Origin of the sequence: Blastococcus sp. VKM Ac-2987 (assembly GCF_026967805.1) — a bacterium.
Classification (GTDB): domain Bacteria; phylum Actinomycetota; class Actinomycetes; order Mycobacteriales; family Geodermatophilaceae; genus Blastococcus.
Genome location: NZ_JAPVBG010000001.1, coordinates 1,548,406 through 1,561,897 on the forward strand (window position 1 = coordinate 1,548,406; position 13,492 = coordinate 1,561,897).

General features: G+C 73.8%; 11 protein-coding genes. 1 reads left to right on the top strand and 10 read right to left on the bottom strand.

Annotation, left to right across the window (positions count from 1 at the left end):
- Positions 1 to 67 precede the first annotated feature (67 nt).
- The 9 genes from O2W17_RS07710 to O2W17_RS07750 all read right to left on the bottom strand — a co-directional run bounded on the left by O2W17_RS07710 (position 68) and on the right by O2W17_RS07750 (position 9,101).
- Positions 68 to 745, bottom strand: a complete 678-nt coding sequence (locus tag O2W17_RS07710) for a 3-oxoacid CoA-transferase subunit B (RefSeq protein ID WP_269191814.1) — start codon at positions 743 to 745, stop codon at positions 68 to 70.
- A complete protein-coding gene (locus O2W17_RS07715) occupies positions 742 to 1,407 on the bottom strand; it encodes a 3-oxoacid CoA-transferase subunit A (RefSeq protein ID WP_269191815.1) in 666 nt (221 codons plus the stop codon). The genes O2W17_RS07710 and O2W17_RS07715 overlap by 4 nt, the downstream gene beginning before the upstream one ends.
- A 73-nt stretch (positions 1,408 to 1,480) precedes the next feature.
- Complete coding sequence (locus O2W17_RS07720; RefSeq protein ID WP_269191816.1) at positions 1,481 to 3,118, bottom strand: tripartite tricarboxylate transporter permease; 1,638 nt, start codon at positions 3,116 to 3,118, stop codon at positions 1,481 to 1,483.
- Between the two features lies 1 nt (position 3,119).
- Positions 3,120 to 3,572: a tripartite tricarboxylate transporter TctB family protein gene (locus tag O2W17_RS07725; RefSeq protein ID WP_269191817.1), complete on the bottom strand. Its 453-nt coding sequence runs from the start codon at positions 3,570 to 3,572 to the stop codon at positions 3,120 to 3,122.
- A gap of 83 nt (positions 3,573 to 3,655) precedes the next feature.
- Entirely contained in the window at positions 3,656 to 4,651 is a 996-nt protein-coding gene (locus O2W17_RS07730) for a Bug family tripartite tricarboxylate transporter substrate binding protein (RefSeq protein ID WP_269191818.1), read from the bottom strand.
- A gap of 46 nt (positions 4,652 to 4,697) precedes the next feature.
- The gene (locus tag O2W17_RS07735; RefSeq protein WP_269191819.1) at positions 4,698 to 5,693 is read right to left on the bottom strand and encodes a tripartite tricarboxylate transporter substrate binding protein; all 996 of its coding nucleotides are present in this window, start codon (positions 5,691 to 5,693) and stop codon (positions 4,698 to 4,700) included.
- Between the two features lie 132 nt (positions 5,694 to 5,825).
- Positions 5,826 to 7,376, bottom strand: coding sequence for an acetolactate synthase large subunit (locus O2W17_RS07740; RefSeq protein WP_269191820.1), 1,551 nt, complete (start codon positions 7,374 to 7,376; stop codon positions 5,826 to 5,828).
- A gap of 122 nt (positions 7,377 to 7,498) precedes the next feature.
- Positions 7,499 to 7,999: a MarR family winged helix-turn-helix transcriptional regulator gene (locus O2W17_RS07745; protein WP_269191821.1), complete on the bottom strand. Its 501-nt coding sequence runs from the start codon at positions 7,997 to 7,999 to the stop codon at positions 7,499 to 7,501.
- A gap of 40 nt (positions 8,000 to 8,039) precedes the next feature.
- Positions 8,040 to 9,101 carry a hypothetical protein gene (locus tag O2W17_RS07750; protein ID WP_269191822.1) on the bottom strand — a complete coding sequence of 354 codons (1,062 nt, stop codon included), beginning with the start codon at positions 9,099 to 9,101 and terminating at the stop codon, positions 8,040 to 8,042.
- Positions 9,102 to 9,380: 279 nt separating this feature from the next.
- Here O2W17_RS07750 and O2W17_RS07755 point away from each other — a divergent pair, with 279 nt between their 5' ends.
- A complete protein-coding gene (locus tag O2W17_RS07755) occupies positions 9,381 to 10,661 on the top strand; it encodes an alpha-hydroxy-acid oxidizing protein (RefSeq protein WP_269191823.1) in 1,281 nt (426 codons plus the stop codon).
- A 206-nt stretch (positions 10,662 to 10,867) separates the two neighbouring features.
- Here the strand turns inward: O2W17_RS07755 and O2W17_RS07760 are convergent, their stop codons facing one another.
- Positions 10,868 to 13,390, bottom strand: a complete 2,523-nt coding sequence (locus tag O2W17_RS07760; RefSeq protein ID WP_269191824.1) for a penicillin-binding protein — start codon at positions 13,388 to 13,390, stop codon at positions 10,868 to 10,870.
- Positions 13,391 to 13,492: the final 102 nt, after the last annotated feature.

Below are 13,492 nucleotides of genomic sequence, written 5' to 3' on the forward strand. Positions count from 1 at the left end.
ACCGACCGCCGGAGTCCGCCGGGGACCGCCCCCGCTTCCCGGCGGGACCGGTTGGTAGCGCGGCGGCTCAGCGGCCGGAGGGGACCAGGACGCCGACCTCGTCGGCGAACCCGAGCGGGGCGGCGGTGCGCTGCTGCAGCTCCTCGCGGGACAGCCCGGCGACCATCTCGCGCACGACGAAGCCCGCGGGGCCCACGTCGATGACGGCGAGCTCGGTGTAGACGCGGTGCACGACGGCGGCGGCGGTCAGCGGGTAGCTGCACTCCTGGAGGAGCTTGGGCCGGCCGTCGGGCGTGGTGTGCATCATCAGCACCAGCACCCGCTTGGCGCCGACGGCGAGGTCCATGGCGCCGCCGACGGCCGGGGGCAGGTGGGCGTCGTCGGTGGCCCAGTTGGCGAGGTCGCCCCGCTCGGACACCTGGAAGGCGCCCAGGACCGTGACGTCGATGTGGCCGCCGCGCATCATCATGAACGAGTCGGTGTGGTGGAAGTAGCAGCCGCCGGTGGCCAGGGTGACCGGTTGCTTGCCGGCGTTGATCAGCTCCCAGTCCTCCTCGCCGGGCGCCGGCGCGGGACCGAACCCGAGGATGCCGTTCTCGCTGTGGAAGACGATCTCCTTGCCGTCGGAGACGACGTCGCCGACGAGGGTGGGCATGCCGATCCCCAGGTTCACGTAGGAACCGTCGGGGATGTCCTGGGCCACCCGGGCGGCCATGTCGGCGTGCGACAGCGGGGCGACGGTCATCCCGCCACCTCCACGACCCGGTCGACGAAGATGCCCGGGGTCACGACGGCCTCGGGGTCCAGGTCGCCCAGCTCCACGAACTCCCGCACCTGGACGACGCTGAGCGTGGCAGCGGTGGCCATGGTGGGGCCGAAGTTCCGCGCCGCCTTGTTGTAGACGAGGTTCCCCCAGCGGTCCGCGCGCTCGGCCTTCACCAGCGCGACGTCCCCCTGGAGGGGTTCCTCGAAGACGTGCCGCCGTCCGGCGATCACCCGGATCTCCTTGCCTCGGGAGAGCAGCGAGTCGGCGCCGGCCGGGGTGAAGAACCCGCCCAGGCCGGCTCCGGCCGCCCGCATCCGTTCGCTGAGCGTGCCCTGCGGCACCAGCTCCAGCTCGATGTTCCCCGCCCGGTAGAACTCCTCGAACCAGATCGAGCCGGCCGAGCGCGGGTACGAGCAGATGATCTTCCGCACCCGCCCCTCCCGGATCAGCGCGGCGACGTCGGTCTCCCCCGCGCCGGCGTTGTTGGTCACGATCGTCAGGTCCCGGGCGCCCTGCTCCAGCAGCGCGTGCACCAGCTCCACCGGCACACCGGCGGCGCCGAAGCCGCCGACGAGGACGATGGCGCCGTCCGCGACCCCCTCGACCGCGTCGGCCAGCGACGCCACCCGCTTGTCGATCACCGCTGCCGCCCCGGGGTCCGCCGCACCCTCGCCCGCGCGTCCGGGAGCCCTCGCCGGGAACGGGATCCGCCGGTCAGGATCGATCCCTCCCCACGCCGCTGTCCGACTGGGCCGAAGCCTCGTCGGTCGCGGTGCCGTCGGTGTTCTCCGCACCGGGCGTGCCCTCGGGCTCGGCGGTGGTCCCGGTCGCCGCGAGGTCCTCCTCGCCCGGCGTGGCCGGGCGGCTGCGCTGCCGCCTGCGGCGGATCCCCGCCACCGTGCTGATGATGATGACCAGCGCCATCAGGGCGAAGAGGGTCCCCGACATGGGACGGGTGAAGAAGATCGAGAACTCCCCGCCGGAGGTCAGCATCGCGCGGCGGAAGTTGGTCTCGAGGATCGAACCGAGCACGAAGGCGAGCACCAGCGGGCCCGGCTCGAACCCGGTCTTCTTCATCAGCCAGCCGACGATGCCGAAGATCAGCACGACCCACATGTCGAACGGGTCGTTGTTGACCGAGAAGACGCCGGCCATCGTGACCAGCAGCGCGAAGGCGGCGAGGATGCCCGCCCGCACCCGCAGCAGCTGCACGAAGAACCCGACGAGCGGGATGTTCAGCGCCAGCAGCATGAGGTTGCCGATGTACATCGAGGCGATGACGCCCCAGAAGATCTCGGGCTCCTGGGAGATCAGCTGCGGGCCCGGCGTGATGCCCTGGACCAGCAGCGCGCCGAAGATCAGCGCGAGGACCACGTTCGCCGGGATGCCGAGGGTCAGCAGCGGGATGAACGCCGACGTGGAGGAGGCGTTGTTCGCCGTCTCCGGCCCGGCGACGCCCTCGATGGCGCCCTTGCCGAACCGGGTCGGGTCCTTGGCGACCCGCTTCTCCGTGGCGTAGGAGGCCAGCGAGGAGATGACCCCGCCACCACCGGGCAGGACGCCGATGAAGAAGCCCATCACCGAGCCGCGCGCGATGGGCCACCCCGAGGCGCGGAAGTCCGCCTTGGTCGGCCAGATGTTCTTGATCTTGCTCTTGACCGCCTGCGCCTTCTCGGTCTGCTCGACGTTGTAGAGGATCTCGCCGACGCCGAACAGGCCCATGGCCACCGCGACGAAGTCCAGCCCGTCGAACAGCGAGATCTGGCCGAAGGTGAAGCGGGTGGTCCCGGTGATGAGGTCCTGACCCATGGTGGCCAGCAGCAGGCCGAGCGCGGCCATGCAGAGGCTCTTCACCGGGTGGCGGGTGCCCAGGTAGGTGACCAGCAGGATGCCGAGGGCGGTGAGCGCGACGTACTCGGGCGCGCCGAACTCGACGGCGAGGTCGGCCAGCGGCGGGGCCAGCAGGGTCAGCCCGATCACCGAGACCGTGCCGCCGATCCAGGACCCGATCGCGGCGATGCCCAGGGCCGGGCCGGCCCGGCCCTGCTTGGCCATCTGGTAGCCGTCGAAGGTGGTGACGACCGACGCGGCCTCGCCGGGCAGCTGCAGCAGCACCGAGGTGATCGTGCCGCCGTACATCGACCCGTAGTAGATGCCGGCCAGCAGGATGACCGCGGTGACGGGCTCGATCTCGTAGGTCAGCGGCAGCAGCAGCGCGATGGTCGCCGTCGGCCCGAGGCCCGGCAGCACGCCGATGACCGTGCCGATGAGCACGCCGAGGAAGACGTAGAGCAGGTTGGTCGGGTCGAGGGCGACCGAGAACCCCGTACCGATTCCTTCGAGGATGCCCATGTCAGCGCCCCGTTCCCGCGAAGAGGATGCCGTCGGGGAAGGGCACGGCCAGTGCCACCTCGAACAGCAGGTAGAACAGCAGCGCCCCGCCGATCGCCAGCGGGACGGCCAGGCGCCACGGCTCCTTGGCGAACAGCCTGAGCCAGAACAGCAGCATGAGCACGGCCGGGATGACGAAGCCGATGGCCTCGAACAGCACGATGAACACCGCGAGGCTCAGCAGACCACCCGCGATGCGCAGGGCGTTCCGGTTCCACGCCTCGTAGTCGTCGGGTTCGTCGATGAACAGCAGCAGCAGGGCGGTCGCGGTGAGCACCAGCGACACGATGAAGGGCCACAGGCCCGGCCCCGGGGCGCTCAGCTCCCCGACGCCCAGGCTCCAGGACCCCCACAGGGCGGCCGCCCCGAGGAGCAGCAGGACCAGCGGGGCTATCCGGTGCAACTGCTTGGACATCCTGGTCTCCGGGGAAGGTGCGGGCGGGGCCGGGTCGGGCGTCGCGGGGGCCGGTGCGGCACCGGCCCCCGCGGCGGGAGGACTCACTCCTGCAGGATCGGCCCGTAGGCCTCGACGATCTCGTCGATCCGGGTGGAGAATTCGTCGCTCCCGATGAACTCGTCAGGAACGTACTGCTCGCCCAGCTGCTCGCGCACCTCGTCCTTCTGCAGGCACGTGTCCACCGTCTCCTCGAGGGTCGAGACGACGTTGTCGGGGACACCCGTCGGCGCGGCCAGGCCGAAGACCGAGACGCTGTTGGTGAGCTCCTCGAACCCGGACTCGGCCAGGGTCGGCGCCTCGATGTAGTCCACCGGCTCGGGCGGGCTGACCGCCAGCGGGACGAAGCTGCCGGCGTCGATGTTCTCCAGGACGTCCTGCGAGGAGTTGATGAAGATGGCGTCGACGTTGCCGCCGAGGATGGCCGTGGTCATCTCGGCGTTGCCGGTGAACGGCACCGCCGTGACCTCCACGCCGTACTCCTCGGCCAGCCGCCGCAGCTCCATGGCCTGCGACGTCGTCGACCCGGGGACACCGACGTTGAGCTCGCCGGGGTTCTCCTCCGCGTAGCTGAAGAACGCCTCGGCGTCGGCGAACCGCGAGTCCGCGCCGACGATGAGCGCCGACGGGATCTGGGTGACCGCGGCGATCGGCACGTAGTCCTCGTTGGTGTAGCCGACGTCGTCCTGCAGGGGGTTGGTGGCCGATGCCGGCACCGCGATCAGCGACAGCGAGTACCCGTCGTTGCCCCCGGCGATCATGGCCTGCATGCCGACCGAGCCGGAGGCGCCCTCGCGGTTCTCGACGACGACCGTCTGGCCCAGCTCCTCCTCGATGCAGCTGCCGATGGTGCGCGCGGCCAGGTCGGTCGGGCCTCCCGCGGCGTAGGGGACGATCAGGTTGATGGTCTCGGTGGGGTACTCGGCGGCGGCCTCGCCGCCGGAGTCCTCGGTGCCGGCGTCCTCGCTGCCGCCGCAGGCGGTGAGGGTGAGCACGGACGCAGCGATCAGCGCGGGCCAGGTGGAGCGGGTACGGCGCATGGTTCCTCCGATGGTCGGGGGCGGTAGGTGTGTGCGATGAGGAGGGTCAGCCGAGGATCGGTTCGTAGACCTCCTGGGTGCGGTCGAGGACCTCGGCGAGCTCCTCGGCGCCGGCGAACTCCTCGAGGACGTACTCCTCGCCGAGCTGCTCCTGCACCTCCGGCTTCTCCAGGCAGGTCTGCAGGGTGTCCTCGAGCGTCGAGACGACGTCGTCGGGCAGCCCCGCGGGGCCGGCGAGGCCGAAGGTCGAACCGGAGAGGGTCAGGCCGTCGTAGCCCAGCTCGGTGAAGGTCGGGGTGTCGGGCAGCCAGGACAGCCGCTCCTCGGGCGAGGCGACCAGCGGGACGAAGGCACCCGACTCGATGTTCTGCACCACGTCGCTCGAGGCGTTGATCAGCACGGCGTCCACGTTGCCGCCGAGGAGGGCGGTGGTCATCTCGGCGTTGCCGTTGAACGGGACGGCGGTGACCTCGACCCCGTGCTCCTCGGCGAGCCGCTGCAGCTCGATGGCCTGCGGGGTCGAGGCACCGGGCGTGCCCACGTTGACGGTGCCGGGCTCGGCCTCGACCGCGGCGAAGAAGTCCTCCGCGGAGGCGTACGGCGAGTTGTCCCCGACCGCGAGCACCGACGGCACCTCGGTCATGACGCCGACCGGCGTGATGTCGTCCTTGGTGTACCCGACCTCGTTGGCCAGCGGGGTCAGCACCATCGTCCCCGCGGTGACCAGCGACAGGGTGTACCCGTCGGCCTCGGCACCGACCAGCTCGGTGGTGGCCAGCGCGCCGGAACCGCCCGGCAGGTTCTCGACCACCACCGTCTGGCCCAGCTCCTCCTCGAGGCAGGCCCCCACGGTCCGGGTGGTGAGGTCGGTGGGGCCGCCGGCGCCGTAGGGCACCAGCATCCGGATCGACTCGGTCGGGTACGCGGCCGCGTCGTCGCCACCACCGCCGGTGGCGGTGGTGGTGTCGCCGCCGTCGTCCCCACCGCACGCGGCGAGCAGCCCGACCAGTGCCACGCCTGCGATGCCTGATGAGATGCGCATGCTTCCTCTCCCAACGATCACCATTGACCGGTCACCTCTGCCGGGAGCGCCCGGCCGGTGGTGTGGATCACCAGGGACTCAATCACAGGGGGAACCCTGCAGCCGCCCGAAAAGACAACGATCCGGACTCGGTCAGGGAACCGAGAGCACGACGTCGATCACGTGCGGTCCGGGCTCGGCGTTCGCCCGGCGGAACTGCTCGGCGAACTCCTCCGCCGTCGTCGCCCGGCTGCCGGGGACGCCCATCCCGGCGGCCAGCGCGACGAAGTCGAGATCGGGCCGGGACAGCTCCAGCAGGTCCCGCGAGCGCGGCCCGGACGCCTCCGCCCCGACGTTGCGCAGCTCACCCTCGAGGATGCGGTAGGACCGGTTGCTGAAGACGACGGTGGTCACGTCGAGCGACTCCCGCGCCTGGGTCCACAGCGCCGAGATGGTGTACATCGCGCTGCCGTCGCCCTCGAGGCAGACGACGCGCTGCCCGGGGCGGGCGACCGCCGCCCCCGTGGCGACCGGGAGCCCCTGGCCGATCGCCCCGCCGGTGAGCGTCAGCCAGTCGTGGCGCGGCGCGCCGGCGGTCGGGAACGGCATCTGCCGGGACGACGTCACGCCCTCGTCGACCACGATCGCGCCCTCCGGCAGCAGCGCGCCCAGCGCGGCGCCGACGGTGTCCGGGGTGAGCACGCCGGTGGGCAGCTCGGGGCGCAGCAGCGGCTGCCGGTCGGCCTCGGCGTCCGGACCGACGAGCTCGGCGAGGGCGCCCAGCGCGGCGACGACGTCGTCCCCGCCGTCGGCGAGCACGTGCACCTGGCACCCGTCGGGGACCAGGCTGCTGGGCCGGTCGGGGTAGGCGAAGAACTCGACCGGCGGCCGCGCGCTGACCAGGACGAGGTGGCGGACGCCGGCCAGCCGCTGCGCGACCTGCTGCCCGGCCCGGGGCAGTCGCTCGACCGGGGGCAGGCCCGCTCCGCGCTCCAGCCTCGCCGGGAAGGTCTCGCAGTACAGCTTCGCGCCGGCCGCCCGCGCGACCCGGCTCGCCGCCCGCAGGCCCGGCTCCCGCGTCGCGGCCCCGCCCACGAGGATCGCGCAGGGCTCGCCGGAGGTCAGGAGCGCGGCGACCTCGGCGACGACGTCGTCCGGCACCGTCCTCGGCCGGCCGGCCGGCACGGGGGCCGCGGGCTCGGCGCCCTCGGACCAGGAGACGTCGGCGGGCAGGATCAGCGTCGCGATCCCCGTGGGCGGCGAGCAGGCCGCGGCGATCGCCGCCGCCGCGTCGGCCGCGACGTCGGCGGCCTGCCCGGAGCGGCGCACCCAGCGGGACACCGTGCCGGCGAGCGCGTCGATGTCGGACTCCAGCGGGGAGTCGTACTCCTTGTGGTAGCCGGCATGGTCACCGACGACGGTGACCATCGGCGTCGCGGCGCGGCGCGCGTTGTGCAGGTTGGCCAGCCCGTTGGCCAGCCCGGGGCCGAGGTGCAGCAGGACGCCGGCCGGCCGGTCGGTCATCCGGCCGTAGCCGTCCGCGGCACCGGTCGCCACACCCTCGAAGAGGCAGAGCACCCCCCGCATCTCGGGCACGGCGTCGAGCGCGGCGACGAAGTGCATCTCCGAGGTGCCCGGGTTGCTGAAGCACACGTCGACGCCGCCGTCGATCAGCGTCCGGATGAGGGCCTGCGCCCCGTTCACGCCGCCACCCCCGCCCGACCGGATCGGACGTGGCCCGGCTCACCCTGCGCGCCCATGGAGCGCACCGTACGCGGCGGGGTCCGGGCCGGCGCGAGGCACCCACCAGCGCGCGGGCGCCGACCTCAGCAGCGGGTCTTGGTGGCCGCCGAGACGCGGGCCAGGGCGTCGGTGACGACGGCGGCGTCGCCACCGAGCAGGCCCAGCAGGTGCGCCACCAGGTCGTCGTGGGTGACCCGCGCGGCCTCGACCCGCTCCCGCCCGGCCGGGGTGAGCCGGGCGTGCAGCAGCCGCCTGTCCCCCGAGGCCCGTTCCCGGATCACCAGCCCCTGGGCCACCAGGCGGTTGATCGTGCTGGTGACGCCGGGCCGGGACAGGCCGACGGCGTCGGCGACCTCCCCCATCGAGGCCCGCTCCCCCGGCGACTCGGCGAGTCGGCGGAGCGCTTCGAAGCCGGTGAGGGAGAGGTCGTGGTGGCGGTGGAGCGCCGAGTCGACCCGCCGGGTGATGCGGTCGTGCACCTGCACGATGCGCAACCACGTCTCGGCGGGCCGGGGAGCTGCTCCGGGAAGAGCGGCGGTGTCCCGGGGGACATCGCGCGCGAGCGCGTCCTCGGACCGTGGCACGCGTTCTCCGTCCCCTGATCCCGAACCGGCGAAACCGACCTCAGCTGGTCGGGACCGGGCCGTGACCTCGGCGATCGGCGTGCTGCAGGCCCACGACCGACACCAGCCCGGCGGCCGTGGCCACGAGGGCCACCGCGGCGGCGACGAGCGAGGCCAGCGAGAGCGCGCCGCGGGCGGGGGCGACCGGCTCGGTGGCCGAGGCGACCCGGAGGTCGACGCCGGTGCTCACGGCCGAGTCGGCGCCGACGAGGTCGAGCGTCGCGAGGCCGGCCGGCGCCCCGGCGGGGATCCGCACGTCGACGCGCACCTCACCGTCGCGGTCCGCGGTCGCCGTGGCCAGGAGGGTGTCGCTGCCGTGCAGCAGGATGCGCACCTGCTCACCGGGGATGAAGCCCGCCCCGTGCAGGGTCACCGTGCCGCCGGGCTGCACCTGCGCGGTACCGCTCGGGCCGGGGCGACCGGGCGCCGGAGCGGCCGCCGTGTCGGCGGAGCGGGACGGCGTGCTGGCCACCGGCGTCGCGCCGCCCGCGCTCGGGGTCGTCGTCGCGCCGCTGCTCGTCGTGGTGGGCGGCGCGGTGTCCGGCGTCGTGGTCCCGCGGGGGGTCCGGGGTGCGGTCGGGAGGGAGCCGGCGGTCGTCCCGCCGGCGGACGCCGAGGGGCTCGGGCTCGTCGGCTCCACCGCGGCGGTGGGCGGCGCCGGCGGGGGCGGCGGCGGGGAGAGCGCCGCCTCGCAGTCCGCCACGGTGGGCCGGGTGAGCGTGTAGTCGGCGAGCTCGTCGGCGTAGGCGAAGCCCGAGCCGTCCCGGGCGGTGAACTCCACCCGCGGGTCGATGGTCTCGCCGGGGGCGACGTCGCCGGTGCGCAGCACCACGCTGCCCTGGGCGGCCAGGGTGGCCTCGTCCTCGCCGGCGGGCCGGCGGGTGGTGGTCAGCCGGACGTCGTAGGGGGCGGTGCCCGCGACCACCTCGACCACGATCCCGCCCGGTCGGCAGCTGGGGCCGTGGGTGACGCGGACGTCGGGACGGGTGGGGTCGTCGATCGCGAGCGCCGGGGCGGCCCCGGAGACGGCGGCGCCGAGCAGGAGGACGAGCAGACCGGTCACGACACCGGCGGAGAACGCGCCGCGGGCCACCCGGGACGACGTCGTGGACGCCGGCTCGGCAGCTCGCTCGAACCTGCTGGTCAGGCCGTCCTCCTGTTCCGATGCACTTGAGTTCCAGATGATGCCTGAAGTGACGCTTCGTCGCCAGCCCGTTACATGCGTGTCGCGCGTGTCGTGCGGCGTGTCGGACATTGCTTCCCCGGGAGGCCACCGGGCAATCACCGGATGGCCACCCGAGGGCCCCGCAACCGGTGAGAGGCGGGTCACTACGGTGGCCGCGTGGACACAGCGGGCGTGGGGCGGCGGCGGCAGAACGAGGTCTACCGGGCCGGGGTGTTCGGCCACTCCCCGCGCGTGCCCGTCGGCATCCGACGCCTGCAGGAGCGCGCGAAGCGGGTGCTCGACGCGCGCGCCTACGCCTACGTCGCCGGCGGTGCCGGGAACGAGGTGACCCAGCGCGCCAACCGTGCGGCCTTTGACCGGTGGGCGGTCGTGCCCCGGGTGCTGCGCGACGCCAGCGTCCGGGACACCTCGGTGGAGCTGTTCGGGCGCCGCCTGCCTGCTCCCCTGCTGCTGGGCCCGGTCGGCGCTCTCGAGCTGGTGCACGACGAGGCCGATCTCGCCGTGGCGCGGGCGGCCGCCGCCACCGGCGTGCCGATGGTCTTCTCGAACCAGGGCTCGGTGCCCATGGAGGTGTGCGCGGCGGCGATGGGCGATGCCCCGCGCTGGTTCCAGCTGTACTGGTCCACCTCCGACGAGCTGGTGGAGAGCCTGATCGGGCGGGCCGAGGCCTCCGGCTGCGAGGCCCTCGTGATCACCCTCGACACCACGATGCTCGGCTGGCGGCCGCGCGACCTCGATCTAGGGCACCTGCCCTTCGCGCTCGGCAAGGGCATCGCGCAGTACACCTCCGACCCGGTCTTCCGCCGGCTGGTCGAGGAGCGCGCGGCAGCCGGCGGGCCGAAGGAGCCCCAGCCGCGCCCGACGCCGGCCGCGGTGAAGGCGCTGGTGAGCATGGCGAGGGCGTGGCCGGGCTCGTTCCGCGACAACCTCCGCTCGCCGCTCCCCCGCGCCGCGGTCGACACGTTCCTGTCCATCTACTCGCGCCCGTCCATCAACTGGACCGACCTGGCCTGGCTGCGCTCCCGCACGAAGCTGCCGATCCTGCTCAAGGGCGTGCTGCACCCCGACGACGCCCGGCGCGCGCTCGACGAGGGCATGGACGGCGTCGTCGTCAGCACCCACGGCGGGCGGCAGGTCGACCGCTCCGTCCCGGCGCTGGACGCACTGCCCGACGTCGTGGCGGCGATCGGCGACCGGGCACCGGTGCTGCTGGACAGCGGCGTCCGGACCGGTGCCGACGTGTTCACCGCGGTCTCGCTCGGTGCCCGCGCGGTGCTGCTGGGCCGGCCGTTCGCCTGGGGGCTGGCGCTCGCCGGCGAGGAGGGTGTCCGGCAGGTCGTCTCCGACGTGCTGGGCGAGTTCGACCTGACTCTCGGTCTCACCGGGCACACGGCGGTGGACCAGCTGAACCCGGAGATCCTCCGCCGGGTCGGCTGACCGTGAGGCCGGCCGGGTCGGTCCTGCCGCGCACCGCGACATCCCGGTGCTGACTTGACTCCTCTTGTGACCTGGCTCACAGTAGGAAGTGGGCGGGGGTAGCCGGGAACGAGTGGCTACCCACTGCTGGGTAGACCGACCAACGCGGCCAGACCGTCAGAGCCGGCCCCCCGCCCCCACTCCTCCCCCACCGCCCTCGGCGTCGGCTATGCCGTCTCCGGGGGCGGTTCCGGCGTCGGCTCCGCCGGAGGCGGAGGCGGCTCCGGGCGCGGCGGAGGCGGAGGCGGAGGCGGCTCCGGGCGCGGCGGAGGCGGAGGCGGCTCCGGACTCGGCGGAGGCGGAGGCGGCTCCGGACTCGGCGGAGGCGGAGGCGGCTCCGGGCGCGGCGGAGGCGGAGGCGGCTCCGGGCGCGGCGGCGGCGGAGGCGGCTCCGGGCTCGGCGGAGGCGGAGGCGGCGGCGTCCACCGGGCACCGTTGCTGACCAGCACCGTCACGGCACTGTTCCGATCGACGACCGCCCCCGGGCCGGGGTCGATGCCGACCACGACGCCCGGTGGCCGGGAGCTGTCGACGCGCACCTGATTCGTCCCCAGGTCACGGGAGCCCAGCAGGCCGCGGCAGCGGTCGGCGGACCGGCCGACGCAGCCGCCGGGAACGGTCTCCCGGGTGCCCTGCACGTAGACCGGGTCGGCCGGCGCGAAGGGCACCGGCTCCCGCGCGCTCAGGATCGGCTGCATGGCGTCGTGCCAGATCTGGGCGGGCATGCCGCCACCGAAGCCGCCGACGTCCTGGTTCTCCACCGGGTTGTAGACCATCACGCTGGCCGCCACCTGGGGCGTGTAGCCGACGAAGGTGACGGAGAAGTTGTCCTGCGTGGTGCCGGTCTTCCCGGCGATCTCGTGCCCCGGGACGTACGCGCGGCGACCGGTCTGCCCGGGGTTCCCCGGCTCGACGTCCTTGCGCAGCGCCTGGTTGATCGTGTGCGCCAGCCCGGGAGCCACCACCTCCCCCTCGCACCGCGGGCCGCCGAGCGGCTGCCCGTCCTCGCCCAGCAGCGGCTGGCCGTCGCGGTCGAGGACACGGGAGATCGGCGTCGGCGTGCAGCGGGTGCCGCCGGCGGCGAGCGTGGCGTAGGCGTTGGCCAGGTGCAGCGGGCTGGTGGCCTCGGCGCCGAAGGTGAACGAGCCGCGGTTCTCGGCGACGACCTGGTCGGCGACGGGGTCGAGGGAGGCCAGCCCCAGCCGCTGCGCCATGCGTACCGGCGCCTCGACGCTGCCGAGCTGGTCCTCCAGCGCCAGGAAGTAGGTGTTCGAGGACATGTAGAGCGCCTGCTCCATGTCCAGCCGCTGCCGGTAGCGGCCGGCGTTCGCGACGTCGTAGGGCCCGTCGCCGTCGCGGTACACCGTCGACACGTACGGGTCGGGCGTGGTGATCTCGTGGTCGATGCCGTAGCCCTGCTCGAGCGCGGCGGCCGCGGTGAACACCTTGTAGGTCGACCCGGTGCCCTGACCGGCCACGACGTTGAGGTTGACCGTCGTCCTCGTCGGGTCGCCCTCGACGGCGCCGTAGAGGCGGTTGACCGCCATGCCGAGCACCCGGCCGGTGCCGGGCTCCACCGCGGTGTAGATGCCGGCGCGCGAGTCCTCGCGGGCCAGGGTTCGCAGCACGGCGTCGTCCCCTGCCCGCTGGATCGCCGGGTCCATCGTCGTCTCGACGGTGAGGCCCCCGGTGTCGATCTGCTCGCGGGAGATGCCGAGCGTGTCGGTCAGATAGCTCAGGGCGTAGTCGCAGAAGAAGGCGCCCAGCCGCACCTCGCGGCAGCCGCGCGGCTCGCCTCCCCCGGGAGCCAGGACGACGGGAGCGCTGCGGGCCTCCTCGACGGCGGCCGGCTCGGCCAGGCCGAGCTCCGCCATCCGGGCGAGGACGACGTCGCGCCGCTCGGTGGCCCGCTCGGGGGCCACGAACGGGTCGTACTGGGCGGGACTCTGCACAAGCCCGGCCAGGGTGGCGGCCTGGGCGAGGGTGAGCGCGTCCGGCGTCACGTCGAAGTAGGTCTCGGCCGCGGCGGCCACGCCGTAGGCGCCGGCCCCGAAGTAGACCCGGTTCAGGTACCGGGTGAGGATCTCGTCCTTGCTGTACTGCTCCTCCATGGCGAGGGCCAGCTGCGCCTCGCGGAGCTTGCGGCCGACGCTCTCGTCGGTGGCCGCCTCGCGGGCGTCGGGGTCGGTGGCCGACTGCAGCCGGATCTGCTTGACCAGCTGCTGGGTGAGCGTGGAGCCGCCCTCGACGACCTGACCGGCCGAGAGGTTGCGCAGCAGCGCCCGGGCCAGGCCCTTGCCGTCGACGCCGCTGTGCGAGAAGAAGCGGCTGTCCTCGATCGCGACCAGCGCGTCCTTCATCACCGGGGCGATCGCCTCGCTGGGCACCACGGTGCGGTTGCGCCGGTAGAACTCCGCGATCAGCGAGCCGTCGGCGGCCAGCACCCGCGTGTTGCTGGTCGGGGTCCGGTCGAGCAGCTCGTCGGTGACCGGCTGCAGCAGCCCGGCGCCGGCGCGGGTGGCGACCGAGGCCCCACCCACGACCGGCAGTGCGAGGCCGGCGAGCAGCGCCCCGGCGAGCACCACGGCCAGTGCCAGGTTCAGCACCACGCCGCTGCGGCGAGGCCGGGAAGGGGGCGCTTCCTCGACGCCGGGCAGCGGCAGGCCATCGATGGCGGGACGGGGCGGCACGTAACTCCTCGGTGCAGGCGGCAGCGGTGGCGCCCACGCGAGCGGACCCCGCTCCTCGTTACCCCCCGTCGGAGGCGCCGCGCCTGTCGGATGCCGGTCTGT